Annotated in this window: 19 protein-coding genes and 1 pseudogene; 14 read left to right on the plus strand and 6 right to left on the minus strand. The window is 39.0% G+C overall.

Features of this window, described 5'->3' with window-relative positions:
- The 4 genes and pseudogenes from BQ4443_RS11035 to BQ4443_RS11045 all read left to right on the plus strand — a co-directional run.
- Positions 1-468: pseudogene (locus tag BQ4443_RS11035) on the plus strand (hypothetical protein); the annotation flags it as partial.
- Positions 469-562: 94 nt separating this feature from the next.
- A complete protein-coding gene (locus tag BQ4443_RS11040; RefSeq protein ID WP_143000611.1) occupies positions 563-2,101 on the plus strand; it encodes a site-specific DNA-methyltransferase in 1,539 nt (512 codons plus the stop codon).
- Positions 2,102-2,139: 38 nt separating this feature from the next.
- The gene (locus BQ4443_RS12365) at positions 2,140-2,505 is read left to right on the plus strand and encodes a hypothetical protein (RefSeq protein ID WP_143000612.1); all 366 of its coding nucleotides are present in this window, start codon (positions 2,140-2,142) and stop codon (positions 2,503-2,505) included.
- 18 nt (positions 2,506-2,523) lie between these two features.
- Positions 2,524-5,664, plus strand: a complete 3,141-nt coding sequence (locus BQ4443_RS11045) for a type III restriction-modification system endonuclease (RefSeq protein ID WP_071059101.1) — start codon at positions 2,524-2,526, stop codon at positions 5,662-5,664.
- A gap of 41 nt (positions 5,665-5,705) precedes the next feature.
- Here BQ4443_RS11045 and BQ4443_RS11050 read toward each other — a convergent pair whose 3' ends face one another.
- The gene (locus tag BQ4443_RS11050) at positions 5,706-6,176 is read right to left on the minus strand and encodes an Lrp/AsnC family transcriptional regulator (RefSeq protein WP_071059103.1); all 471 of its coding nucleotides are present in this window, start codon (positions 6,174-6,176) and stop codon (positions 5,706-5,708) included.
- 228 nt (positions 6,177-6,404) lie between these two features.
- Here BQ4443_RS11050 and glmS point away from each other — a divergent pair, with 228 nt between their 5' ends.
- Positions 6,405-8,237 carry a glutamine--fructose-6-phosphate transaminase (isomerizing) gene (glmS, locus tag BQ4443_RS11055; RefSeq protein WP_071059105.1) on the plus strand — a complete coding sequence of 611 codons (1,833 nt, stop codon included), beginning with the start codon at positions 6,405-6,407 and terminating at the stop codon, positions 8,235-8,237.
- A gap of 230 nt (positions 8,238-8,467) precedes the next feature.
- Positions 8,468-9,061, plus strand: coding sequence for a hypothetical protein (locus BQ4443_RS11060; RefSeq protein ID WP_071059107.1), 594 nt, complete (start codon positions 8,468-8,470; stop codon positions 9,059-9,061).
- Positions 9,062-9,114: 53 nt separating this feature from the next.
- Here BQ4443_RS11060 and BQ4443_RS11065 read toward each other — a convergent pair whose 3' ends face one another.
- Positions 9,115-9,468 (minus strand): MmcQ/YjbR family DNA-binding protein, encoded by a 354-nt coding sequence (locus BQ4443_RS11065; protein WP_071059108.1) that lies wholly within the window; start codon positions 9,466-9,468, stop codon positions 9,115-9,117.
- Positions 9,469-9,828: 360 nt separating this feature from the next.
- On the opposite strand from BQ4443_RS11065, the gene BQ4443_RS11070 reads away from it, so the two are divergent.
- Entirely contained in the window at positions 9,829-10,947 is a 1,119-nt protein-coding gene (locus BQ4443_RS11070; protein WP_071059110.1) for a Fic family protein, read from the plus strand.
- 141 nt (positions 10,948-11,088) lie between these two features.
- On the opposite strand, the gene BQ4443_RS11075 is transcribed toward BQ4443_RS11070, so the two are convergent.
- Positions 11,089-11,814: a sulfite exporter TauE/SafE family protein gene (locus BQ4443_RS11075; RefSeq protein ID WP_071059113.1), complete on the minus strand. Its 726-nt coding sequence runs from the start codon at positions 11,812-11,814 to the stop codon at positions 11,089-11,091.
- A 175-nt stretch (positions 11,815-11,989) separates the two neighbouring features.
- Here BQ4443_RS11075 and BQ4443_RS11080 point away from each other — a divergent pair, with 175 nt between their 5' ends.
- From BQ4443_RS11080 to BQ4443_RS11110, 7 genes are all read left to right on the plus strand, one after another.
- On the plus strand, positions 11,990-13,051 hold the full coding sequence (locus BQ4443_RS11080) for an NADH:flavin oxidoreductase/NADH oxidase (protein WP_071059115.1): 1,062 nt from the start codon (positions 11,990-11,992) through the stop codon (positions 13,049-13,051).
- A 38-nt stretch (positions 13,052-13,089) separates the two neighbouring features.
- On the plus strand, positions 13,090-14,088 hold the full coding sequence (locus BQ4443_RS11085; protein WP_071059117.1) for an LLM class flavin-dependent oxidoreductase: 999 nt from the start codon (positions 13,090-13,092) through the stop codon (positions 14,086-14,088).
- Between the two features lie 72 nt (positions 14,089-14,160).
- Positions 14,161-14,733, plus strand: a complete 573-nt coding sequence (locus BQ4443_RS11090) for a flavin reductase family protein (protein ID WP_071059119.1) — start codon at positions 14,161-14,163, stop codon at positions 14,731-14,733.
- A gap of 204 nt (positions 14,734-14,937) precedes the next feature.
- Positions 14,938-15,519, plus strand: a complete 582-nt coding sequence (locus BQ4443_RS11095; RefSeq protein WP_143000613.1) for a hypothetical protein — start codon at positions 14,938-14,940, stop codon at positions 15,517-15,519.
- Positions 15,520-15,526: 7 nt separating this feature from the next.
- Positions 15,527-16,900: an exonuclease SbcCD subunit D C-terminal domain-containing protein gene (locus BQ4443_RS11100; RefSeq protein WP_071059123.1), complete on the plus strand. Its 1,374-nt coding sequence runs from the start codon at positions 15,527-15,529 to the stop codon at positions 16,898-16,900.
- 12 nt (positions 16,901-16,912) lie between these two features.
- Positions 16,913-20,146, plus strand: coding sequence for an AAA family ATPase (locus BQ4443_RS11105; protein WP_071059125.1), 3,234 nt, complete (start codon positions 16,913-16,915; stop codon positions 20,144-20,146).
- A gap of 74 nt (positions 20,147-20,220) precedes the next feature.
- Complete coding sequence (locus BQ4443_RS11110) at positions 20,221-23,151, plus strand: FAD-binding and (Fe-S)-binding domain-containing protein (protein ID WP_071059127.1); 2,931 nt, start codon at positions 20,221-20,223, stop codon at positions 23,149-23,151.
- Positions 23,152-23,285: 134 nt separating this feature from the next.
- Here the strand turns inward: BQ4443_RS11110 and BQ4443_RS11115 are convergent, their stop codons facing one another.
- From BQ4443_RS11115 to BQ4443_RS11125, 3 genes are read right to left on the minus strand one after another with little or no spacing between them, the layout of a single operon-like run.
- On the minus strand, positions 23,286-24,869 hold the full coding sequence (locus BQ4443_RS11115; protein ID WP_023951309.1) for a protein adenylyltransferase SelO: 1,584 nt from the start codon (positions 24,867-24,869) through the stop codon (positions 23,286-23,288).
- Between the two features lie 43 nt (positions 24,870-24,912).
- Complete coding sequence (locus tag BQ4443_RS11120) at positions 24,913-26,118, minus strand: Bcr/CflA family efflux MFS transporter (RefSeq protein WP_071059129.1); 1,206 nt, start codon at positions 26,116-26,118, stop codon at positions 24,913-24,915.
- 32 nt (positions 26,119-26,150) lie between these two features.
- Positions 26,151-26,654 carry an acyl-CoA thioesterase gene (locus BQ4443_RS11125; protein WP_031274630.1) on the minus strand — a complete coding sequence of 168 codons (504 nt, stop codon included), beginning with the start codon at positions 26,652-26,654 and terminating at the stop codon, positions 26,151-26,153.
- Positions 26,655-26,730 lie beyond the last annotated feature (76 nt).

The following is a 26,730-nucleotide window of genomic DNA, read 5'->3' on the forward strand; positions in this document are numbered from 1 at the left end:
GCACAGCACAGCACAGCACAGCACAGCACAGCACAGCACAATTATACCACTAATCCTGCATTAGACATCGGTTTTAGAGTCCTCAAAATCGACTCCTCCAATATGAAGGATATCTACTACCGTCCTGACCAAACCGAGCAACTCAACCTCCTAGATAAAGCTAACCACATCAAAGAAGATCGTACTCCCGAAGACTTGCTCTTCCAAGTCATGCTCTCGTGGGGACTACCGCTCTCTCTTCCGATTGAACAGCAAACTATCGACAATCAAACTGTCTTCTTTGTCGCCGGTAATAGTTTAGCTGCCTGCTTTGATACTCTCACCCCCACACTGATTGATGCGATTGCTCAACGCAGACCCTTACGCTTTGTTTCTAGTGAACAAGCCATTCACAAGGATGAGGATAAAACTAACTTCAAAGAACGTTTCAAACAACTCTCTCCGGAAACCGATGTTAAGTTTATTTAAGCAAATAAGACCGCCTCCTATATGCGGTTTCTACGTAGAGATAGGATAAAATAGTCCTACTTCAATGAACTTATCCACATATAGGGTGGCGTATATGAAAGATTTAGAGATGCAAAGCGTAAATCAAACCAAACTCAATATAGAAGCGATTGCCGAGCTTTTTCCAAACTGCATAACAGAGAGCCATGATAGCCATGGTAATCTTAAGCGCTCTATCGACTTTGATCTCCTACGCCAAGAACTCTCTGAGGACATCGTAGAAGGCACTCAAGAACGCTATACACTCAACTGGCCTGGCAAGAAAGAAGCCATTCTTGCGGCAAATGCCCCTATTGCCAAAACTCTGCGCCCTTGTCGTGAAGACAGCATCAATTTTGATACCACAGAGAATTTGTTTATTGAAGGTGACAATCTAGAAGCTCTCAAACTTCTGCAAGAAAACTACCTCGGCAAGGTCAAGATGATTTACATCGACCCACCCTACAATACGGGGAATGACTTTGTCTATAACGATGATTTTGCAGAAAGCACTGAAGAGTTTTTCGAAAAATCACAACAGACTGATGACGTAGGTAATCGTATGATGGCCAATACAGACAGTAATGGTCGGTTCCACTCAGATTGGCTAAGCATGATGTACAGCCGCCTTAAATTGGCGCGTAATTTACTCAGCGATGATGGCAGCATTTGTATTTCTATTGATGAAAATGAAATTCATAACTTAAGAAGAATTTGTGACGAAATATTTGGTGAAAATAATTTTATTTCTCAAGCTGGATGGCAAAAAGTCTACAGTCCTAAAAATCAGGCTAAATTACTTTCAAATGATTATGAATTTGTATTAATGTATGCAAAATCAATAAATCATTTCCAGATTGGCTTGCTTCCTCGAACTGAAGAGATGAACAAACGTTATAAAAATCCTGATAATGATTCAAGAGGTGTTTGGAAAGCAGGTGATTTAGTTGCCTCAGGAGAAAGAACTGGAGGACGATATATTATAAAAAACCCAAAAACAAACGAAGAGTATACAGTCCCACCAGGAAAGCATTGGGCATTTTCAGAACAAAAAATGAATGAAATGCTAAACGACAATCGTATTTTCTTTGGATTAAAAAATGATAGTTTCCCTAGCTTTAAACAGTTCTTAAGTGAAGTGAAACAAGGGCGGGTTGCTTCTTCTTTTTTTTCCTATCAAGATTATGGTCATACAGATGGTGCTAAAAAAGAGTTTATTAGTTTATTTGGCGATAATGGAAGAACAATCTTTGAAACACTCAAACCGACTAAGCTAATTCAAAACTTGTTTAGAATTACCTCAACAAATAATAACGACATCATCCTCGACTTCTTCGCAGGCAGTGGTACGACAGCCCATGCCGTCATGCAGCTTAATGCCGAAGATGGTGGGAATCGTAAGTTTATTATGGTGCAGTTGCCAGAATTAACAGATGAAAAATCAGAAGCCTATAAAGCAGGCTATAAGACGATTGCGGAAATCTCTAAGGAGCGTATTCGCCGCGCCGGGGCGCAAATAGTCGCACAGCACAGCACAGCACAGCACAGCACAGCACAGCACAGCACAGTTATACCCATACTACGGATACAGAACCCTACAATAACCCTACACTAGACCTTGGTTTTAGAGTGCTAAAGATTGATACGTCCAATATGAAAGACATTTACTATCGCCCAGAAAGTTTGCAACAAGAAACCTTAGCTACAATGGCAAACCATATCAAAGAAGACCGCACGGCAGAGGACTTACTCTTCCAGGTCATGCTCTCTTGGGGACTACCATTATCTCTGCCTATAGAAAGCAAAGAAATCGACGCCAAAACAGTCTTTTATGTGGCCAGCAATAGTCTCATCGCTTGTTTTGATGACCTCACACCGGCATTAGTTAATACTATTGCTAAGGACAAGCCAATCCGCTTTGTATCGAGTGAGAATGCCATCACTCATGATGCCGATAAAACCAATTTTAAAGAACGCTTTAAACAACTATCTCCAGAAACTGAAGTGAAGTTTATTTAATAAGGTAATAACACAACCATGAAAATCCACTTTAAAACCTTAGCCTATCAACAAGCAGCCGTCGACGCCGTGGTCAATTGCTTTAAAGGACAGCTTCTCTCAGCAGGTCATCGCTATATGATTGACCTAGGAGAACAATTACCTAACTCACAAACAGAGATTAAAGAGGATATCGGCTTTAGAAATGCCCCTATCGGTGATTTAAATACTGTCCTCTCTAATATTCAACTTGTTCAAAGTAGTTCAGGTCTTGAGCAATCAACATCACTTATCACTGATGATACAGGCAAGAAGAAAAACCTTACAACGAGCTCTCTCAACCTCGATATCGAGATGGAGACAGGGACAGGTAAGACGTATTGCTATATCCGCACGATGTTCGAGCTCAATAAGCAATATGGTTGGTCAAAATTTATTGTTGTCGTACCTAGCATCGCTATCCGTGAAGGTGTCCATAAGAGCTTCCGTATGATGGAAGACCACTTTATGCAGGAATATGGCAAGAAGGCACGTTTCTTTATCTATGATTCTAAATCACTCCATCAGCTAGAGAGTTTTAGCTCGACAAGCGATATCAGTGTGATGATTATTAATGTCCAAGCCTTCAACGCAACAGGCAAGGACAATCGTCGTATTGATATGGAATTGGATGAGTTCCAATCTCGCCGCCCTATTGATGTAATTAGTAGCAATCGCCCTATTCTCATCCTCGATGAACCACAAAAAATGCAGGCAGAGAAAACTTTAGAATCATTAAGTAAATTTAAACCTCTGTTTATCTTACGTTATTCTGCGACTCACAAAAGACAATATAACCTTATCCATCGACTAGACGCACTAGACGCCTATAATCAGCGTCTAGTTAAGAAAATTGTTGTCAAAGGTATTGAAGTCAATAATCTTCCTGGCAACCACGGCTATCTCTACTTGCAAGATATTATTATCTCTAAATCAGCACCTGTAGCTCGATTAGAACTAGAGATAAAAACGAGTTCAGGACAATATCGCCGCGAAATCCGTAAAGTCAAATTCAAGGACAATCTCTTTGATATATCCAACGGTGCAGACCAATACGGTGATCGCTATGTTATCAGCGATATTAATGCTCATACCAATAGTATTGGCTTCACCAATGGAGTTACCTTAAGTGTTGGTCAATCACTAGGACATCTTGATGAGCGCATTACTCGCACTATCCAGATTCGTGAGACTATCCGTGCTCATATTGAAAAAGAGAAAGTACTCTTTAACCAAGGTATTAAAGTACTTAGCCTTTTCTTCATCGATGAAGTAGCAAAATACCGTAACTATGACGCTGATGGAAACGCTATTCCGGGGGAATATGCAGAAATCTTTAAACAAGAGTACGAGCGTATTGTCAATGAAACCTTAGACTTAAATGTCGAAAATGCCCCTTATCAAGACTATCTCCGTGGTATTGAAGTCGATAAAACACATAATGCTTATTTCTCTGTTGATAAGAAAACTCGTCGTCTAGTTGACCCGAGTACACCCGCACGTGTACGCTCTGAAGAAGACACAATTTCCACCGATGTAGATGCATATGACTTAATCCTAAAAGATAAAGAGCGTCTACTCTCATTTGAAGAGCCAACGCGTTTTATCTTCTCTCACTCAGCACTACGCGAAGGTTGGGACAATCCAAACGTCTTTGTGATTTGCACCTTAAAACACTCAGACAACATTATTTCTCGCCGCCAAGAAGTCGGCCGTGGTCTACGTCTTGCCGTTAACAAGACCGGTGAGCGTATGGACGCTAATTATTTCCGTGGTGCTGTAGAAGAAGTACACAATATCAACAAACTCACTGTTGTTACCAACGAAAGCTATCGTGATTTTGTGAGTCACCTTCAAAAAGAAATTGGTGACACCATTCAGTCTCGTGTAGAACAAGCCTCAGTAGACTACTTCAAAGACCGTGTATTGTTATTACAAAATGGTCAAAATTTTGCGATTAATGAGCCTTCTGCTAAGCAAATTCATAAGTACCTCACACGCAATGACTACATTGATGATAATGATTATATTGTCGCAAGCTATACTGAAGCTCGTCTGAACAATACACTAGCGCCCTTACCAGAAGATTTACAACCTTATGCAGAAGAAATCTTTACGCTCATTGACGCGATTAAAGACCCTAAAGCATTAGCAAACTTAATCGATAATGCCAACGATAAGCTTATCAACAGAGTTAATCCTGCTAATCTAGCACGTAAAGAATTCCAAAAGCTATGGAATCGTATCAATAAAAAAGCGATTTACCAAATTCGCCTAGATAGTGAACAACTCATCAAAGATACCTTACATGCGGTGATAGCAGTCGTCCGTAATAGCAAGAACAATATTTTTGTCCCAGAGCTTACCTATACCATTCGTGAGGGAGAACAGCTTGCTCAAGTCAGCGCCTCTGAACTACGCAGTGGTCAATCATTTGAAAATATCACTAATGAAACCGTCCGAGCGAAACTACAAAGCTATTCAACAATTTCCTATGATTTAATTGGCGAAATTGCAGAAGGCACAAATCTAACACGTCGTACTGTAGCACAGATTCTGACGCAGCTAGAACCGGTTATTTTTAATCAGTACAAACTCAATCCAGAAGCTTTTATTCGCGAAATGATTAGTATCATCAATCAACAGCAAGTGAAGCAACTTCTGCAAGACTTAGAGTATTGCTTTACAGAGCAAGAATACTCAAGCAATGAGATTTTCTTAGACAACGAAGTTGCTAGCAATACCCCTCAGGGTGATAAGCATGTTTGGGATTTTGTACCGACAGACTCAAAAATCGAATCGGACTTTGCAAAAGCACTAGACGCCGCCAAAGAAGTCATCGTCTATGCCAAATTACCATCACGCTTTGTCATTCCAACACCATTTGGCAATTACAATCCTGACTGGGCGATTGCATGCGATGAAAATAAGGTTAAGCACATCTATTTTATTGCCGAAACAAAAGGATCTAGTGATAAAAACCAACTCCGAACGTCAGAAGACAACAAGATTAGTAGTGCGAAGAAGTTCTTTGAAACACTCAATACTACTAATAAAGACCAAAACATTCTCTATGATGTAGTTGAAAGTTTTGAAGAGCTGATAACACTCTTGGAGATAAAAACAACAATAGTTCAATAATTCAACGTTTCAGAGGAATTAGGTGATATGTATACCACCTACTACTCCACCACCACTTTTGTCTCAAACTTACTGCGATGGGTAGAGAAAAATGTCCGCACATTTCTGACTTGATTCGTTGCTGTGAATAATTTACGCACCAAATCATGATAAGCATTCATATCTGGCACTTGTAGAATCACAATAAAGTCTGGTCCACTAGAGACGCGGTAGCATTGTTTAACGGCTTTCTCGGGCACAATCAAGGACTCAAACGCATCAAACACCTCTGCCGATTGTTGTAGTAGGTTTATCTCAACAATCGCCGTTAATGAGCTACCTAATTTCTGCTCATCTAGCAAGGCAACTCGCTGCTGAATAATTCCCTCTTTCTCCAATTGTTTAACACGACGTAAACACGTAGGTGGGGAGGAAAAGACTTTTTCCGCTAGCTCTTGGTTGCTGATAGAGGCATCTTCTTGCAATATGTTTAAAATTCGTTTATCTAAATCATCTAAAAGCATAATATTCATTCCGTTGTTTTTCAGTAAACCTAAGCAGCCGATCTATCTACGCCTCAAAAACTTAACTAAAGTTAAACATTCAATATGAAATTTTATTTCACAAATAAACAATAAATTTATTATATATTAAAAAATAATATTGAATGAAATAATTTAAAATATATTTATAGTATTTTGATGTTTAATTTCAATCATTTTATAGCAAAATAGCAAAAAACAATTTTTGGAGATAATTCTATGTGTGGAATTGTAGGTGCTGTAGCACAACGCGATATTACCCCTATTTTGCTTGAAGGTCTTAAACGTCTTGAATACCGTGGTTATGACTCTTGTGGTGTTGCTGTTTATATGGATGGCAAATTAACACGTGCACGTAGCACTCAACGTGTTGCAGAGCTTGATGCGCAAATTAAAGCCGATGGAATCAATGGTTTTACAGGTATTGCTCATACTCGCTGGGCGACACATGGCGCACCTGCAACCAATAATGCTCACCCTCATTTCTCTGGTCAAGACAAAGGCTCACCTCGTATTGCCTTAGTACATAACGGTATTATTGAAAACTACGAAGAATTACGTGAGGAGCTTATCGCTCAAGGGTACGTCTTTGAAAGCCAAACAGATACTGAGGTTATTGCACACTTAGTAAATCATCTCTATAACGGTGATTTATTTGAAACTGTTCAACAAACTGTCGCTCGTTTAACCGGTGCTTATGCGATTGCTGTTTTCTGCCGTGATGAGCCTCACCGTGTTGTTGCCGCTCGCCAAGGCTCTCCTCTTGTGATTGGTCTAGGTAAAAATGAGAACTTCCTTGCCTCTGATGCGTTAGCACTAGCCGGCACAACAGACCAAATTATCTATTTAGAAGACGGTGATATTGCTGATCTTCAAATTTCTAATGTATGGATTGTAGATGCCAACTTACAGCCTGTTGAGCGCAAAGTACACACCGTTTCTGCTTATACAGCTGCGGCTGAATTAGGCCCATACCGTCATTACATGCAAAAAGAGATTTTTGAACAACCTCGTGCCGTTGGCGATACCTTACAAGATATTGAAGCCATTACCCCTAACTTGTTTGGTGATGAGGCGGAATCTATTTTCAAGAATATCGACAATATTCTCATTCTTGCCTGCGGTACGTCTTACTATGCCGGCATGACAGCTCGTTATTGGATTGAGTCTATTGCCAAAGTCCCTGTCAATGTAGAAATTGCGAGTGAATATCGCTATCGTGATAGCGTTCCTAATCCTAAAACACTGGTCGTGACTATTTCTCAGTCAGGCGAAACAGCGGATACACTAGCGGCGTTAAAACACGCTCGCTCTTTAGGCATGGAAAATACATTAACTATTTGTAATGTCTCTAGTAGTGCGATGGTTCGTGAATGTAAACTTAATTACATTACTCGCGCTGGTGTCGAAGTAGGTGTGGCATCAACAAAAGCATTTACGACTCAATTAGTTGCTCTTTTCCTATTAACTGTTTCGTTAGCCAAAGTAAAAGGGACTATCACACCAGAGCTTGAAGATACGTATTTAAAACAATTACGCCATCTACCTGCTGCAATTACATCTACTCTTGCTCTAGAGCCACAAATTATGGCATGGGCGGATCGTTTTGTTAGCAAAGAAAATGCTTTATTCCTAGGTCGTGGATTACATTATCCTATCGCCCTAGAAGGTGCTTTAAAATTAAAAGAAATCAGTTATATCCATGCAGAAGCCTACCCTGCTGGTGAGCTAAAACATGGTCCTCTTGCCTTAGTGACTGAGGCGATGCCTGTTGTGGTGATTGCACCTAATGATGAACTATTAGAAAAACTGAAATCTAATATGCAAGAAGTTCGTGCTCGTGGTGGTGAGCTTTATGTTTTCGCTGATGCGGATACACATATTACCAATACTCCGGGTATGCACGTCATTCGTATGCCTGAACACTATGGTAAATTATCACCTATCCTTCATACAGTGACCTTGCAGTTATTGTCTTATCACACTGCCGTATCTCGTGGCACAGACGTGGATAAACCACGTAATCTGGCTAAGAGTGTGACTGTGGAATAAGACACTAGCGATTCATTAGTCTACATCAATAATAAAGGGCTTAATAGCAGTGTGAGACTGTGCATTGAGCCCTTTTTGTTATTAGAAGGCTTATGATGGCGATTGTACAAACCTTTACAGAAAGGCTGCGTTCTTGGTGGTTAGTATGAAATTTGCTAATGGGAGAAATGATAAAAACCGCATTTTTATCAAGTAATTGATTTAATCAACGCACCAAGAGGTGATCTATTATGTACTCTAAGCAACGAATCAAAAAACCAGAAGAAGTTATTGCAACATTAGATTTTGATGGACAATACACCAACCTAATACAGGCATTTAAAGATAATAGTACTGTTTTAAATCTCTCTCAGCAACATGGTGATTATCTTTACAGCCTGCTCGCTATTGTATCTGGCAAAAATCTACGTAAGGATCCTATTATCTGTGACGGAGAGATTTTGAATGACCGTAGTTATTTAGTTGCAGCTATTATCCCGCTTAAAGAAGATTCGATACTTAAATCTCACATGGCTATTCCTCGACCATATATCTCGCCTCTGATTAATGGCTACTCTGGTCAGCAACTTAATCTAACAAATTTTGCTTCTGGGACTCATGGTCTGACATGTGAAGAAGGCTATTACATACTGCTAGAGACAGCTAATTTAACCATGTATGCCAATCGTGGGGTTCAGATTGCAATATATGATAAGACACCATATCCAAGCGCTGATGCTTATGATTTTGATCAAATAACAGGCAGAACAAGCCCTAGATCTGACTCTACTGGTCTCAATATAATCTTCGATCTACCTCTAAATCCTCCTTTGAACAATCCATAAACTACCGAAACCTAATTATCTTCTAAGTAGATGATAGTAACTGGCTAGCTAAATCACTTTTTCGTCAATTCATAGCTATGATTCACTAGCTCCCATATCAGCTCATCACTTGCCTTATCTAACAGTACGCTCACCCAATGTTTTTTATTCATATGATAGGCAGGGAGAATACCGTCTGTGGCGAGTAATTGTGTCATCTCATCTGGTCTGACTTTCACATTAATGAGAGGAATCTTTTTTTCTTCCTCTGAAAAAAGCGCTTGTGTTTTAATTTCTGCATATAAACACAACCATTTCTTATTCTTGGTATGTCTAAACACAAAAATATCAGGGTGCTTTTCAAAGGGGTAATCTGGTGCAAGCTGATAGTGTGCTTGAACTTTTTCAATTAAATGAGCAATCTTCATTAATTTTTAATCCTCTGGTGGGGCTTATGGCATCACCTGTTATCAATGCCATCAATACTTTCTACTATTTCACATGCAGATTAGTGGATGAACCACGTTATTCCTAATATTACCTATCTATCTTGTTTACACTGAATTTCGCTCTATTATATTGCTATTCAGTTGCGTGAATGACTGTCTTTTTATATCATCAACCTAGTTTGTCTCTCAGATTTAGTGGTTTTGGGGATGCAAATTAGCTTGTCTCTCTTTTTGCATCATCAAACCAGTTTGTCTCTCAAATTTAATCATTTTTGGTATACAAATTCGAAATAATATATTATTCTCTAACTTCAATCTTAATTAACCCAGAGCTAACCTATGTCGCTAAATTTAGAAAATGCAGTGAACTATCATTACGGAAAATTTCCTCCACTTGATTTGGTTTACGATAATAATTTAGTTAAAAAGATTACTGATGCAACGAGTGCTCTTGCTCGTTACGATCAAATGCTAAAAACCTTGCATAATAATGAAATATTCCTAGCTCCCTTGAGAAACCAAGAGGCAGTTATTTCATCACGTATGGAAGGTACAGTTAGTACAATGGATGAAATTTTGAAATATGAAGCCGATGAAGAATCTAATAATGAGAATACTGTTAGGACAGATGTTATTGAGACGTTGCTTTATCAACGAACCTTAAAAACAATTCAACATCAAATGCAATCTGGCTATCCTTTTTCTGCCTCATTAATCAAACAAGCTCACCAAGGATTACTAGCGAGAGGGAGAGGTTCCATAAAATCTCCTGGAGAGTATAAAACTGAGCAGAACTATCTTGCAGATAAAACCAAAAAAAATATTTTATTTGTCCCTATAAGCCCAGAACAATTAGCATCAGGAATGGACGCTCTGTTTGATTATATAAATAACTCAGAACAAGTTCCATTGCTAAAAACATCTATTGCCCACGCTGAATTTGAATCACTACATCCTTTTAAAGATGGGAATGGTCGTATTGGTCGCATGCTCATTACGTTAATGTTATGGAATTATGGTTTAATATCTTCACCCCATTTCTATATAAGTGAATATATGGAAGAGCATAAAGATACTTACATTAACTATCTAAGGAATGTCTCTCTAAAGAATGATTGGATGACATGGTGTATCTTCTTTTTAGAAGCTGTGACTATTCAAGCAGATAGAAACTTAGCCATTTCTGAGAAAATAAAAAATCTTTATGAAGAAATGAAGGAAATATTGACAGAAAGCCTAAATTCAAAATGGTCAATACAGACCTTAGACTTTATTTTTACTAATCCTATTTTTAGGAATAATAAATTTGCTAAAGCGACTGGAATCCCCAATCAAACAGCGAATAAATTAACAACCATTCTACGGGAAAAAGGTATTATTGTTGAGATAGAGCCTGCCTCTGGAAGAAGACCTGCACTATATTCTTTTGAGCAACTAATGGAGCTAGTAAGAGTTTAAAAGCAATAACGCTGAGTATGGATTACGCTATCATTATTGATATAGAGTACTATCAGTCTAAAAGAGCTTACCCATTGACTGATAGTTAGCACACTGTAAATTAGCCTGATAATTAACATATGCTTTATGCTTATCATGACATCATAAATACTGTCTAAGGATATTCACGATCAGTTGTAGTGCTAATAAGGTTAATAGCCAAGGTAAGACAGCTTTAAGCCAAGACATTTTAATTTTATAACGAAGTTTTGTACCCAACCAAGAGCCTAGTGTCGCCATCACAATCATCATTAGCATCAATTGCCAATACTCAAAAAAGGCAAACCCCATACTAATATAGACTAACAATTTGGCAAAATGCACCACTGACATCATGAGTGCACCAGTACTTACAACCACATTATTATCGGTGTAATACTTATTTAATACAGCAATATTTAAAGGGCCCGGTGTGCCGACAAATACACCTAAACCTGTTTGTAAAAAGCCCACCAGAAAAAAGCTCTCATAGCGGCGAATCACCCGATTAAGCCAAGATGACCACTGTAATAACAAAATATAGATACCAATAAATAAAGGGATTAAATCTAGTTTTACAAAACGAATGAGCACACCAAAAACAGCCATGCCAATGATAGAGCCAAACAAAAATGACCAAAATCGTTCATAAACAATATGCTCTCGCCCAAACCATGCTCGTGTGGCATTACTAGCTAACTGTGTCACCCCATGTACTGGGATAATGGCAATACTAGGCACAAAAAAAGGCATGATACCAATTAATATCATGCCTCCGCCTAGTCCTGTAATGCCGGTTAATGCTGATGTTAGCAGATTTGCCAACGCAAGTAATATATCGTTCCACATAGTGATTATCAAAGAAAGTATTTAAATTTTTAAAAAAAATTATTATGACATATTTATAGGACTACAATAGTCTTATTACCTGTGCTTGTGATTGAGAATAACTGTTTTTCTACACAATCAACAATGCATCTGGGATTAACTCTATTTGTAACCCATTCATAATAAGTAGGCTATTATGGCAAAATTCCGTTTTTTACAAACTCCTTTACAGTTAAAAAGTTTATCTTTAAAAAATCGTCTTGTGATGCCTCCTATGTGCCAATATAGTGCCAAAGACGGTGTACCAAATGATTGGCACTTTGTACATTACACTAGTCGTGCGGTTGGTGGTGTCGGTCTAATTATTATCGAAATGACAAACGTCGCCCCTAATGGACGTATTTCTCCTCGCTGTTTAGGACTCTGGAACGATGAGCAACGTGATGCATTTAAACGTATTGTTGATGCTGTTCACGCACAAGGCGGCAAAATTGGTATTCAGATTGCTCATGCTGGACGCAAAGCACAAGACTGTGATGATGTGGTAGCACCCTCTGCTATTCATTATGGTCAAGAAGATTTTCCAGGACAACACTTAAAAACGCCAAGAGCGCTCACTGAAGATGAGATTGAACAGATTATTCAAGCCTTTCAACATTCTGTTAAACGTGCGGTTGAAGCAGGCTTTGATATGATTGAGCTACATGGCGCTCACGGTTATTTGATCCATCAATTTTCTTCACCAAAATCAAACCACCGCGACGATAGTTATGGACAAGACCGTTTCTTATTTGGTGAAAAAGTGATTAAAGCAGCTAAATCTGTCATGCCTGCTGATATGCCTCTAGCCATACGTATTTCTGCTCAAGAATATTCTGAGAATGGTTATGATAGCGACTATGGTGTGCAAATGGCGATGCGTTTTAAAGCAGCAGGTGTGGATATATTTGATGTGAGTGGCGGAGGTAATGGTGTCTTACATCCTAATCATCACCCCCAATTTAATGCTGGTTATCAGGTCTATTTAGCACGCAAAATTAAGCAAGCCACTCAATTGCCTGTTATTGCGGTTGGCTTATTAGACGATCCTTCATTAGCTGATCATGTCCTAGGTATTGGTGATGCGGACCTCATCGCTGTAGGACGTGGTTTACTGCGAGATCCTTATTGGTATCTCAATGCACAATATAAGCAAAATGCGAGCGATAGCACAGGTGTTGAATCTGTTCCACCACAATATCAACGTGGCTATATGTAATCTATTAATTTATTTCACTTTTATCACTGGGCAAAATAATGTCTAACACTGCTGTTTCTATGTTAAATCTTGTTCCTCTCAGAGAGGGACAGACTCATCGTCAAGCCTTTGATTCAATGATTAGGTTAGCTCAACACGCCGAGTCCTTGAACTATGCGCGTTACTGGATTGCCGAGCATCACAATATGCCCAATATTTTGAGCTCTGCCACACAGTTATTAATCGGTCATACACTAGCACAGACAAAGAGTATCCGTGTCGGTAGTGGTGGGGTTATGCTACCAAACCATAGCCCCTTACAAGTTGCTGAACAATATGGAACATTGGCAACCTTGTACCCTAACCGCGTAGACTTAGGTCTAGGGCGTGCACCCGGTACAGACCCTAGAACAGCGATGGCTCTACGTCGTGGCAACCAAGATGTATCACTCAATTTCCCTGATGACGTGGAAGAGCTTCAACGTTATTTTGGTGATGCCGATAAACAAGGTTATGTTAAAGCTTATTTAGCTATGGGCAAACATTTGCCTTTATATATTCTCGGCTCAAGTACAGAAAGTGCTTTTCTGGCGGCAGCAAAAGGCTTACCTTATGTCTTTGCCGCACATTTCGCCCCACGATTATTAGAAACGGCGGTACAAATTTATCGCCAACAATTCCAACCCTCTGATGTACTAGATAAACCAAAAGTCATTGTTGGTATTAATGCTGTCGTTGCAGAGACGGATGAAGAAGCAAAATTTTTATCTACCTCTCAAGAACAACAATTTTTAGGAGTTGTAAGTGGTCGTATGCGTCCCCTACAACCTCCTGTTCAGGATATGTCTGCTTTATGGACAGCCTCTGAGGAGTTTGCTGTACGTCAAATGTTAGCGGCTTCTATTGTGGGAGGAAAAGAAACTGTTGCCCAGCATCTAGAAAGTTTCCAACGTGTTATTCGTGCCGATGAACTAATGGTGACAAATTATGTTTATGATGAGGGTAAGCAGGCTCAATCTTTTGCATGGTTTAAAGAGATTGTCGATAACTTATCCTAAGTATTCATCGCGTTTATATAAATAAATTATTGATTATTTTCTCTACTATTTTTATATATTAAGGAAATTTTTATGAGCATTTTGTCTGTACCTTTGGAGAAGTGTTTACGCCTTATCAATCATGGACCCACTGTGATGGTATCATCAAAACATGACGGTATTGAAAATGTTATGTCTGTGGCATGGGCTTGTGCTCTGGATTTCCTTCCCCCAAAAGTCACCATCGTCATTGATAAAAGCACCTTCACTCGTCCACTTATTGAAAAAAGTGGTTATTTTGCGATTCAAGTACCTATGGCATACCAAGCTGAAACCGTTATTGCCATGGGAGACAGTCGTTATCAACACCCTGACAAACTCACGCAACATAATATTGAGTTTTTCTATCCAGAAGGATTCGATATTCCTCTTGTGAAAGGCTGTGCGGCTTACCTCGTGTGTAAATTAATCCCTGAACCACATAATCAGCAATGTTATGACTTATTTATTGGTGAGATCATCGCTGCCTTTGCTGACGATAGAGTCTTTAAAGACGGGCATTGGCTTTTTGATCAAGTAGATAACAATCTAAAAACCTTGCATTATATTGCGGGAGGGAAATTTTATATCACAGGGCAAGGATTAGATATTGGGAGAGGTCCATAACACCATTATTGTACACACTTAATAAATTAGTCCCTGCCTTATTATCACACTTAAGAAATGACTGTTTCATAGAAGAAGTCTTTGGCACGCCCATAAGATTCTCGATATTCTAAAATCTCCCCTTTGATGCCATAGGCAAAATCATTTAAGGAGTGTTAAACTTTTCTAACACTCCTTTTTTATTCTCTTTTTCTCATGTAAGTTATGTCTTCCTGTTCGAGTACTTCTGGCAGTTCTCACCAGCCACGTTTTGAGTCGATTTTCCCAGAAAAATTTCCTACTATGCCTTTGCCATGGACGGGGGATGATGATGGGGAATTATGGGTATGGCATGATTACTTTATGACGTTGCAATACTCACCGAAAACGATTCTGGATTTAGCCTCTTCTGAAGAGTTTGGAGATGAGATAGACAAACCAAACTATCTGTATGCGCTCACTGTATTTTATAGAGACGCGGCTACTCAGCAAGCGTATACTGATCCCATTTTGATTTTCTGTCTTGAACAAGACTCTCTTGCATTGAGTGTATTTACTAGTCGCTTAAAAGCCAACCATGGTACTCTCACTCATGAGCTTACTCTTGATAATGTGCGTAGCACACTTCTTAGCTTAATGGCACAATATATTAATCGAGAAGACCAACCAACGCGTATCGGCATAATCGCTGATGCCTTTACATCCCCAGAGATAGGTATAAAAATGGAGCGTCTCAACACAGAAAAGCCAACAACCCAAAGGCGTATTTCATTCAAATCCCTCAAAAAATGGCTTCATATGGGGTGAACTTAGCATGAAACCACAGCATACACTACGTCTTTTACATACCTCTGATTGGCATCTTGGTGCTACCTTATACGGTCGAAAACGTGATGAGGAGTTTAGTCAATTTCTTGATTGGTTATTGAATACGATTCATCAACAGCAAGCGGATGTTTTAATCATTGCTGGGGATATTTTTGATACGGTTGCCCCTAGTAATACAGCACAAGCTATTTATTATCGTTTCTTAACGCAATTACAGCATAGTCCCTGTAGGCATATTATTATCGTGGGTGGAAACCATGATTCAGCAAGTTTTTTAAATGCACCTAAAACCTTATTGGCAACCTTAAATATTCATGTTGTTGGCGCCATCACTCATGATTTAAACGATGAACTTATTGTATTGAGGAATGGTCACACAGTAGAAGCCATTATTTGTGCTGTGCCTTACTTACGCGATAAAGATATACGTACAGCGACATTAGGTGAATCTAGCGAAGACAAAATCAATCTACTTACCCGCAATATTAAACAGCATTATCACGATTTAGCCAATTTAGCGCTACAAAAACGTGAACAATTTTTATTAGAACAAAAAGAGTCTATTATTCCCATAATTGGCACAGGACATTTATTTGCTGCAGGTGGGCAAACAATTGAAGGTGACGGTGTACGGGACATTTATATTGGTAACTTGGGTGGAGTAAGTAGCGAGACGTTTCCTTCTTCTCTTGACTATGTTGCCTTAGGACATCTGCATATTCCGCAAATCGTCAATAAAAATCCGATTATCCGTTATAGTGGTTCGCCTATTCCAATGGGATTTGGGGAAACGACTCAGCAAAAAATAATTATACAAATTGATTTTCATACTAAAGCAAGCAAACCCGACACTCCTCTTGCTCACCCAATGTCATTGCATCATTCAGTACATGAACATCAACCATCGCTAACATTAGATGATGTTACAACACCGGAACTAACATCACCTATCCAATCTATCTCTACTCTCCCTATTCCTTGCTTTCAAGCACTCAGGCGTTTAAAGGGTAATTTAGCTGAAATTACCCAGCAGATTAAGGACTTAAAAACCGAAAAAGTTTGGCTAGAAATTGACTATAACGGCGAAGAAATAATTTCTGATTTACGTGAGCAATTAAATCGTTTGGTAGAAGGGTCTACGCTAGAAATTTTACGCATCAAAAATAATCGTTTAATTGAACAGACGCTATCACCCTCGCATCACCAAGAAACATTGGATGATTTAACACCGCTACAAGTGTTCGAGCGTTGTTTAGATGGACATCAAGTCATCAATGAACAGCGGGAGGAGCTCATCCATGCTTACCAAGAAATTATGCAAGCATTAGTGAACGAGCAACACCAATCTTCTGATCAATAATCAATTCTTGTTATGAAAATTTTATCGCTACAGTTTAAAAATTTGAATTCTCTTTATGGTGAATGGCACATTGATTTTACTGATGACGCTTATCAACAGCAGGGAATTTTTGCCCTAACAGGTCCTACTGGTGCAGGAAAAACAACCATTCTTGATGCGATTTGTCTTGCTCTATATGGTAGAACGCCACGTCTTAAAGATATTGGCCAGCAAAATAATGAGATTATGTCTCGTCACACGGCAGAAAGTATGGCTGAAGTTTGCTTTGAAACACAGTCTGGAATTTACACCTGTCATTGGTCGCACAAACGGTCTCGTAATAAAGCTGAAGGAAATTTACAGGCAACAAAACAAGAAATTTTTGATGCTAATGGCAACATTCTCGCTAATAAAAAGCGAGATTTTCAATTACTTGTGGAACAGCTAACTGGCATGGATTTTGACCGTTTTACCCGTTCTATGCTACTGGCACAAGGTGGATTTGATAGCTTTTTGAAAGCAGATATAGATGAAAAATCCTCTATTCTGGAGAAAATCACAGGCACACAAATTTACTCCGATATTTCTATCAAGGTCTACGAACGAAAAGTAGACGAAGAAAAACAACTTGATCATTTAAGTGCACAAATAGAAGGCATTGAATTACTTAGTGCAGAGGAATTAGCATCCTTAAAAGAGACTAAAGCACGACAAGAAGAACACTCTCAACAACTGGACAAAGAAATTAAACAATTGCGTGAACAGCGGCAATGGCTAGATACGATTGCCACGCTTACGCAACAAGCTGAAGAAAATAACAAAGCAGAACTATTATTAAGCAATGAAATAGAAGCCTTTGCTAACACAAAAATAAAATTGATATCTGCCGAAAAAGCACAGAATATAGACCAATATTTTTCTGTTCTTCAGACGCTGTTAAAAGAGCAAGAAAATGATCAGCATGAGCTAGATCAAAAAACGGCTATGCTCCCTACATTAACTGCTTCTCAGCATCAACACCAGAACACTGTTAGTCAGCATCAACAGGCAGTCAATGATTTCACCGCACTAATCAATGATGAGCAAAAAACATTTAAAGCGGTGCGTGCATTGGATATTCAGCTAAAAGAAAAGCTAACTCAACTTGAACATAGCCAAGAAGAGTTAGACAGTATCATTAATAAGATTGCACAAGAAGAGCACAAGCTTACCCAAGCCATAGAAAAAGCACAGCAACAGCAAATTTCTTTTGACAACCTCAGTAGCTACTTGCAAGAAAATATTCATTTATCACTCCTAAATGAACAGATACCAGTGATTGAACTTCGATCTGATCAGCTTAAAAAACATCAACAGCAACAACAAAAAGCACTAACAGAATTAGAGATAGCGAAGAAGGAGTTATCTGTTCTTGAAAACGACTTTCACCAAGCTCAACAAAACAATTCAACTCAAGAAAAGTTAGTCAATCAACTCACTGAGCAAGTAAACCACCTACAAGATGCCTTAGCAGCTTTACTTAATGGACAATCGCTAGACTATTACCAACGAGAGCTTAATCACGCAAAAGACAAACAGCGTCTTATTAAAAATATTTATGATGTTGCTGACTTGCGCCAACAGCTAATACCCAACGAGCCCTGTCTTGTCTGTGGCTCTATACATCACCCTTTTGTTCAAGAGCTACCCGATAGCCATCAATACGATACAGAAATTGCAACACTTGAAGCAACAATTAATACTATTACTGAACAACAAGAAAAAATTCGTCAGACTCAAGCGGATAGACAGCAAGCTATCACTGAACAAAACAATACCCATAATCAAGTGGAACTAAAAAAAACAGCTGTCGAAAATAAAAAAGCCTCTATAGCGACTTTAGAGGAGAAAATCGATAGCATTAATGCAGAAATAAATACCGATGAAGACTATTTCAAGCATATTTGGCATACCTATCAAGTCACTACTGATACATCCTCTAATCCATTAGACCTATTGAAACAGCAACTTGCTACATGGACTAAAGCCCAACAAGAGCATTTTAATTTAAAGCAAATTTTAGATAATTATGATAAAGAGAATGCCGCTTTTTCAGCACGAATTAGTTCATTAAAAGAAACGCAAGCAGTACAGGCACAAAAAATAGATAAGCAACGTCTCGCTTATCAAGAGCAACTAGACCTTCGTCAGCAACAATTTGGTGAGAAAAATCCAGATGAGGGAGAAGAGAAACTCAACAAGGCATTATTAGAAAAAACGCAAGCGCTTGAACAATATAGCAAAGCACTACGGATAACAGAAACGCTACTGGATAAAACAACGGAAATTATCAATAAGCTGACTAAAGACTTATTAAATCGCAAAGACAAGCTAAAGCAAGCATCAGAGTCATTTGAGCGGCACTTAGCACAACAAGGATTTATAGATACTCAAGCCTATCTAGAGGCTAAAGTTGATGATTCATTACTCTTATCATGGCAAGAGAAAGCAAAAGAATTAGAAGAGCGTCAAATTTCCCAAAACACATTACAGCAAAATCTTACCCTGCGCTTAAAGCAAGAAAAAGATAAACAACTCACTGAACTTGATTATGAAACCTTAAAGGCACAATTAGACACGTCTAACACTCAGCATAATAATTTACTCATTGAGCTTGGCAACACAGCCCAAAGACTACTCAATCACGAGCAAAATCTAGCACGTATCGCCTCTCAACAGCACATCATTGAACGTAAAACACAGGAGGTTAATCGCTGGCGTTTACTGTATCAATTGATTGGCTCTGCTGACGGTAAAAAATTCCGTAGCTTTGCACAAGGACTGACCTTTGAAGTGATGATTTCATATGCTAATCAGCAATTACAAAAAATGAATGATCGCTACCTGCTCATCAGAGATAAAGAAAAGCCTTTACAACTCAATGTATTAGATAACTATCAAGCAGGTGAAATTCGTTCTGTTAAAAACCTTTCTGGTGGTGAGAGCTTTATTATCAGTTTAGCCTTAGCATTAGGACTCTCTAATATGACGAGCCGTACTATTCGTGTCGACTCTCTCTTTTTAGATGAGGGTTTTGGTACCTTAGATGAGGATTCTTTGGAAACTGCACTAGATACCTTAGCTGCTTTACACCAAGAAAATAAGATTATAGGCATTATTTCGCACATTGAAGCATTGAAAAATCGGATTTCTACTCAAATACAGGTAACACCAACCGTAGGGGGTAAAAGTATTCTATCTGGACCAGGTATAAAAAAACTTAGCTAATCATTTAATCATAGTGACGCAATCCGTTACAATATAGATATTCCTCCTTCAATTGTTTTGATGAAGTATCTCCTATGCAAGTACTATCACCACTCGTAAATAGTTTTATTGTTGAGCTATCACGCCACTTTCAGGGCGATATTGAGACGCGAGAATCAGCTCGCCTTGTTGTATCTACTGATAATTCGATTTATCAGCGTATGCCTCAGGCTGTTCTTTTTCCAAAAGATACTCAAGACCTCTGTTTAATTGCTAAGCTTGCGAAAACAGAAAACTATAAATCTCTCGTATTAACTGCTCGTGGTGGTGGTACAGGCACCAATGGCCAATCGTTAACAGATGGTGTAGTAGTTGATATTTCTCGACATATGAATCATATTTTGCATATTGATCCAGAGAAAAGAACAGCAACTGTACAAGCAGGTGTCGTCAAAGATCAATTAAATGCCGCCTTAAAACCCTATGGCTTATTCTTTGCCCCAGAACTATCCACCTCAAATCGCGCCACAATTGGTGGCATGATTAATACGGATGCTAGTGGTCAAGGTAGCTGTCGTTATGGCAAAACACATCATCATGTATTAGCCCTTAAAACGGTGCTGTTAGGGGGAGATATTTTAGACTCTGAACCCTTACCTCGTGATCAGTGGAAAGAACAGATTAGTCATAAAACACCGGAGCAACAAGCGATTTATCAAGCATTATTTGAGCTTGCTAATAACAATAGTGAACTCATTCACCACAGTTTCCCTGAGCTAAATCGTTCTCTAACTGGCTATGACCTACCTAAGTTACTCACCGAAGATACGTTTAATATTAATAGTGTTATCTGTGGTAGCGAAGGAACGCTAGGCTTTATTGCCGAAGCAACACTTAATGTACTATCTATTCCCAAGCATCAAGTACTGATCAATATAGGCTATACCGATTTTCAAGCCGCTTTGCGTGATGCAAAAGCCTTGATGACATTAGATCCTCTGTCTATTGAAACTGTCGATGCTAAAGTACTAGGACTAGCTAAAAATGATATTGTTTGGCAAAACGTTGCCCAATATTTCCCTGAGACTGAAGAAAAAACTGAGGGTATTAATATTGTCGAGATTGCTTGTGACGATGAACAAGAGCTCAATGCATTACAAGAAGCGTTTATCGCTCATTTACAGCAAGATACTAGTGTCAAACGTTTAAGTATTACGACAGCTGTTGGTAAAGCCGCTGTCAATCATGTTTACTCAATGAGAAAACGTGCCGTCGGTCTGCTAGGTAACGTTCAAGGTGAAAAACGTCCACAACCTTTTGTTGAGGATACCGCTGTTCCTCCTGAAAACCTTGCTGATTATATTGCTGATTTCCGTGCGTTATTAGACGGCATGGGACTAGATTATGGTATGTTTGGACATGTCGATGCAGGTGTGTTACACGTGCGCCCTCTTATTGATATGAAAGAGCCAACTTCCAAACAAATTATCCAAGAAGTCAGTGATAAGGTGGCTGAATTAACTCATCACTATGGCGGTGTGCTTTGGGGTGAACATGGTAAAGGCTTACGCTCTGCCTATGCACCTATTTTCTTTGGTAAAGCCTACCCTCTCGTTCAGACCGTTAAATCCTTATTTGATCCTGACAATCAATTAAATCCCGGTAAGATTGCAACGCCAGCCAACAAGACAGAATATACGCTTACGCCTTTAACGGAAATAAAATTCCGTGGGGATTTCGATAAGCAAATTAATCCTCAAGACTGGCAATCGTTTGGCAATGCGATGCACTGTAATGGTAATGGGGCTTGTTTTAACTATGACGTAGATGATCCTATGTGCCCCTCTTATAAGGCAACAAGAGATCGTATTCATTCACCTAAAGGGCGTGCTACCTTATTAAAAGAATGGTTACGCCGTGAGCAAACAGGTGAACAAACTGCTACGTTTGACAATGAGGTTTATGAGGCTGTACATGGTTGTTTATCATGTAAATCCTGTGCAGGACAGTGTCCTGTTAAGGTCGATATTCCTGATGCCAAATCACGCTTTTTAGAGCGCTATCACACACGACACAAACGTAGCCGCCGTGACTATGCAGTAATTGCTTTAGAAAAAGCATTACCGCGTTTATTACCATTTGCTAAGGTTTATAATCGCCTCCTAAAATCAGCTAAATTTACACAATGGCAAACCAAGCATCTAGGGCTAGTTGATACACCAAGTTTTCATGAGCAAGCCAATATTGATTGGGCAAAATATGGTGCTGTCCTGATTAATAAACAATGCTCAAATATTCCTATCACGCCTAATGCCGTAATTATTGTACAAGATGCCTTTACACGATATTTTGACTCCCAAGTATTAATCGATTTACTCAAGCTCTTAAATAAATTAAACGTTACTCCTTGTGTACTACCTTATTTTGAAAATGGTAAACCTTTGCATGTACATGGTTTCCTAAAGCGATTTGACAAAGTTCGCCAACGTAACCGTGCCTTTTTAGAAAAAGCAGCTAGTACCGGGCTACCATTAATTGGATTAGACCCTGCCATGACTCTTGTCTATCGCCAAGAGTATGCTAAGAGTTATGCCATACCTGCTGTTCAAGAACAGGGCGTTAATGTTTTATTATTGCAAGAATGGTTAATTACTTGGCTAAAAGACCATCCTCATGCCATTCCATCGACTGCTAATGAGGCTGTTACCTATCAATTAGCCGCACACTGTACAGAGCGAACACAAGTTGCTAGCACAAACAAAACCTGGCAAGATATCTTCAAACTATTTGGATTAAACTTGCAAGCACCTAATCTAGGTTGTTGTGGTATGGCAGGGACGTATGGTCACGAAAAAGAACATCGTGCGACATCTGAGCTAATCTATACACAATCATGGCAAGAAAAGGTTAGAGAACATGGCGATAAGCTGCTCGCCACGGGATTCTCTTGTCGTTGTCAAGTCGATCGTTTAGAAAACAAGACTCTGTTGCATCCATTGCAAGTGCTTTTACAAGCACTTCAATAGGCAGATAGAAAATTGTGCTTTTTATGTCGTTCATTATCATCTCCCCTTAGGTAGGGGAGATGATACGCTAGCGATTCAGCCAACTCTTTATTGAATTTTTACGTCAGTATTGACCGTTATACTTGTAGTATCACTCAACTTGAGCAACTCACACAAATCTCTGCTGCCCATAAGGGTGGCTCTTGTGCATAATCTGCAAACGCTTGTTTCTCTGTGAAAGGGTCAGCCATACATTGTTGTAAACGATTGACTTCACTAAAGTCTCCCTGCTCTGCTTTTTCAATCGCTTGTTGTAATAAGTAATTCCTCAATACATAAATCGGATTAATACGATTCATCGCTTGCTCACGACGATTATCATCTGAGTTTTCTTGTTGCAATCGTTTTATATATAAACTAAACCAACGTTGAAAATTACCTAAATGATGTGCTTTAAATAATGCACTTAAGCTAGAGGGGATCTGCACCTGCCCATTTTCATCCAAAGAGGACAGTTTCACCTTGGCTAACTCTCTGAAGAATAAGCTAAAGTCCACTTGATAAGGTTGCAATGTACTCAACATATCATGGATTAAACTTGCGTCTGTTGGATGTGCTTGTTGTAATCCTATTTTCTGACGGAAAAGTGCCAAATACTTTTGCTCGAAGCTATCTCTATAAGTATTTAAGATCGCTATCAAGCTCTCTTGACTTACCAATGGCACGAAACAATTAGCCAATCTCACCAAATTCCAATGACCGATATAAGGCTGTTGCTGATACGCATAACGACCTTGATGGTCAGAGTGATTGCAGATATGTTTTGCATCATACGCATCTAAAAAACCATAGGGACCATAATCAATTGTTAAACCAAGTATAGACATATTATCGGTATTCATCACACCATGACAAAAACCTACACTTTGCCAATGAGCAATTAATTCTGCCGTACGTTTAACAATCTCAGCAAACATGGCTGCATAAGCATTCTCTTGCTCAACACATTCAGGATAATAGTGCATTAACACAAAATCCGCTAACTGTTTTAGTGAGGCAGTATCCCCTAAAGATGCAAAATGTTCAAAATGCCCAAAACGAATAAAACTAGGTGCTACGCGTGTCACTATAGCCGCTGTCTCAACCTCTTCTCGATAGACCTTATCTTCACTAGTGACCAAGGCTAATGCTCGTGTCGTTGGAATACCCAGTGCATACATAGCCTCAGAACAGAGATACTCACGAATAGATGAACGTAAAACAGCTCGCCCATCACCAAAACGAGAATAGGGAGTCTTCCCTGCACCTTTTAGTTGCCATTCTTGCCATTCACCATATTGATCTAGGCTCTCACCCAGTAATATAGCTCGCCCATCACCTAATTGACCTGCCCATGCACCAAACTGATGTCCACTATATACTGTTGCCAGAGGTGTATGCCCGTAGTAAGTTTGCCCATTAACACCTTCGTCATTAGCATCACACTCATTGGCACTATCCTTATCCACACTACCATTACCAGCAAGAGCCAATAGAACCTGCTTTGAGTCAAAAAAATGGTCATCTAAACCAAGCTCTTTCGCTAAGCTTTTATTTACGGCGACCCATTTAGGGGGTGCTTGTAAAGGAGTAGGCATTAGTTTTGTAAAAAAACGACTACCTAGTTGCACGAAGCGTCCCGGTACTAATGGCAATACTGCTTGCTTATCCTGCGTACTTTCTTTAGGCAAAGAACCCATATCCTATCACCCGTGTATGCACCATATACGAAGAGATTATCATCTAATGATAACCAGCCAAATTTAGTTTTCTATAAGTGTAATAACTGACAAAAGCAAAACTAATCACACTCACGCAGATACCTATTAAACCAAGATTTTGTACATAATCTGTTCCACTACTACTGGCAATAAACATTCCTAGCGAACCAAACGCCACATTCGTAAAACTAATAACAGACGCAGATGCACCTGCATTCATATGTGGCTGACCAAGTAATATATCGGTCGCAAAAGAGCGTAAAAAACTATTACTCATAGCGATTGGCGCAAAACAAATCAAAAATAATATAGGGTGTGTTTTGCCTATAGTAGCTGTCAATATAGCCGCCACAAAAATTAACGTCAACGTACCTCTTAAAATAACTGAAGGACGTAGTCTTGGTTTCAAAGCGAGATAGACTTTAGGACCAAAGATGAGCAGTAATGAATTAGCGGCAAAATAAAGACTAAAAGACGTTTCACTCAAACCAAACCATTTGATATAAATATATGAACTGATAGATAAATACGCCATGAACGTAATTGACGTCATCGCTGTTGAACATAAAAAGCTCATAAAACCTTTATGCTTTAATACTTCGCCAAGAGATAATAAGGTCTTTAAAACGCCCCCCTGTAATCGCTTATCCGCTGAAAGAGTTTCTTCGAATAATAATGTCATTATCACACTACCGATAGCAATCAATGCTAAGACCACAAAACTTGCCTGCCAAGGGAAAAACTTAATCAATACTGCGCCTAAAATAGGAGCAATAGTTGGTCCTAGCACAGTAAACATCTGTAAGGTAGCGATAATTTTTGTGCGTTCTTGATCATGAAAGCTGTCTTTCACAATCGCCATAGGGATAGAAATCATGCCACCAGCTCCAAATGCCTGTACCACCCGAGACAATATAAAAAACTCTATTGACGGTGTAAATACACATCCCAATGACCCTAAAATATAACATCCCAAACTAGCCAATAATACCGTTCGACGACCATATCTATCGCTTAATGTACCAATAAACAACATCCCTATCGCCATAAATAATGAGAACCCAATAAGGGTAAAACTTAACATATGGGGAGTTGTATTCAAGTCCTGTAAAATTAACGGAAAGGCCGCCAAATACATATCTATTGATAAAGGACCTGTCATGCCCAAGATCAGTAGCAGTAAGAATAAGCCATTTTGTTTGAGATGCCGCTGAGTTAATGTTGCCATTATTTTAACCTTAAAATTTTTAACCTTTAAAATTAGCTACAAGAGGGTGCTTGTTGTTGATAAGTAAGACGTAATTGTTTACGACGCTCTCCCGCTTGAAAACGACATTGTTTTAAAGGTGTGTCTAATACCAATGGTGGTACGCTACGTGGTTTACCGTTTTCATCCACAGCTACCATGGTGAAATAACAGCTATTGGTATGACGCACTGTTCTTTTTTGAATATTTTGCGCTTCTACTCGAATCCCCACTTCCATAGAGGTTCGTCCAACATAATTGACAGTTGCCAAAAATTCTACCAACTCACCTACATAAATAGGCTCTTTAAAGGTCACTTGATCGACAGATAATGTCACCACATAACCCCCTGAAAAACGGCTCGCACACGCATACGCCACTTGATCTAATAATTTTAAAATTGTACCCCCATGTACATTCCCTGAAAAGTTTGCCGTATCAGGCGTCATCAACACAGACATTGTTAACTCTGATTGCATAGACTCGGGGACTTTTCTTACTTCATCTAACATAGGCATTGATATTCCTTTATTACTTATCAGTATTTCAATCTATAACACTGATATTTTTAATTCCATCACAGACTAATTCCCC

The sequence above is a fragment of the Pelistega sp. MC2 genome (assembly GCF_900099475.1).
GTDB lineage: Bacteria > Pseudomonadota > Gammaproteobacteria > Burkholderiales > Burkholderiaceae_B > Taylorella > Taylorella indica.

Bases quoted from the DNA above. Each gene is read 5' to 3' on its own strand.
- BQ4443_RS11045 (WP_071059101.1), top strand. From the start codon at position 2,524: ATGAAAATCCACTTTAAAACCTTAGCCTATCAACAAGCAGCCGTCGAC.
- BQ4443_RS11110 (WP_071059127.1), top strand. From the start codon at position 20,221: ATGCAAGTACTATCACCACTCGTAAATAGTTTTATTGTTGAGCTATCA.
- BQ4443_RS11040 (WP_143000611.1), top strand. From the start codon at position 563: ATGAAAGATTTAGAGATGCAAAGCGTAAATCAAACCAAACTCAATATA.
- BQ4443_RS11125 (WP_031274630.1), bottom strand. From the start codon at position 26,654: ATGCCTATGTTAGATGAAGTAAGAAAAGTCCCCGAGTCTATGCAATCA.
- BQ4443_RS11090 (WP_071059119.1), top strand. From the start codon at position 14,161: ATGAGCATTTTGTCTGTACCTTTGGAGAAGTGTTTACGCCTTATCAAT.
- BQ4443_RS11115 (WP_023951309.1), bottom strand. From the start codon at position 24,869: ATGGGTTCTTTGCCTAAAGAAAGTACGCAGGATAAGCAAGCAGTATTG.
- BQ4443_RS11080 (WP_071059115.1), top strand. From the start codon at position 11,990: ATGGCAAAATTCCGTTTTTTACAAACTCCTTTACAGTTAAAAAGTTTA.
- BQ4443_RS11105 (WP_071059125.1), top strand. From the start codon at position 16,913: ATGAAAATTTTATCGCTACAGTTTAAAAATTTGAATTCTCTTTATGGT.
- BQ4443_RS12365 (WP_143000612.1), top strand. From the start codon at position 2,140: ATGAAAGACATTTACTATCGCCCAGAAAGTTTGCAACAAGAAACCTTA.
- BQ4443_RS11095 (WP_143000613.1), top strand. From the start codon at position 14,938: ATGTCTTCCTGTTCGAGTACTTCTGGCAGTTCTCACCAGCCACGTTTT.
- BQ4443_RS11065 (WP_071059108.1), bottom strand. From the start codon at position 9,468: ATGAAGATTGCTCATTTAATTGAAAAAGTTCAAGCACACTATCAGCTT.
- BQ4443_RS11100 (WP_071059123.1), top strand. From the start codon at position 15,527: ATGAAACCACAGCATACACTACGTCTTTTACATACCTCTGATTGGCAT.
- BQ4443_RS11085 (WP_071059117.1), top strand. From the start codon at position 13,090: ATGTCTAACACTGCTGTTTCTATGTTAAATCTTGTTCCTCTCAGAGAG.
- BQ4443_RS11120 (WP_071059129.1), bottom strand. From the start codon at position 26,118: ATGGCAACATTAACTCAGCGGCATCTCAAACAAAATGGCTTATTCTTA.
- BQ4443_RS11060 (WP_071059107.1), top strand. From the start codon at position 8,468: ATGTACTCTAAGCAACGAATCAAAAAACCAGAAGAAGTTATTGCAACA.
- BQ4443_RS11075 (WP_071059113.1), bottom strand. From the start codon at position 11,814: ATGTGGAACGATATATTACTTGCGTTGGCAAATCTGCTAACATCAGCA.
- BQ4443_RS11070 (WP_071059110.1), top strand. From the start codon at position 9,829: ATGTCGCTAAATTTAGAAAATGCAGTGAACTATCATTACGGAAAATTT.
- glmS (WP_071059105.1), top strand. From the start codon at position 6,405: ATGTGTGGAATTGTAGGTGCTGTAGCACAACGCGATATTACCCCTATT.
- BQ4443_RS11050 (WP_071059103.1), bottom strand. From the start codon at position 6,176: ATGAATATTATGCTTTTAGATGATTTAGATAAACGAATTTTAAACATA.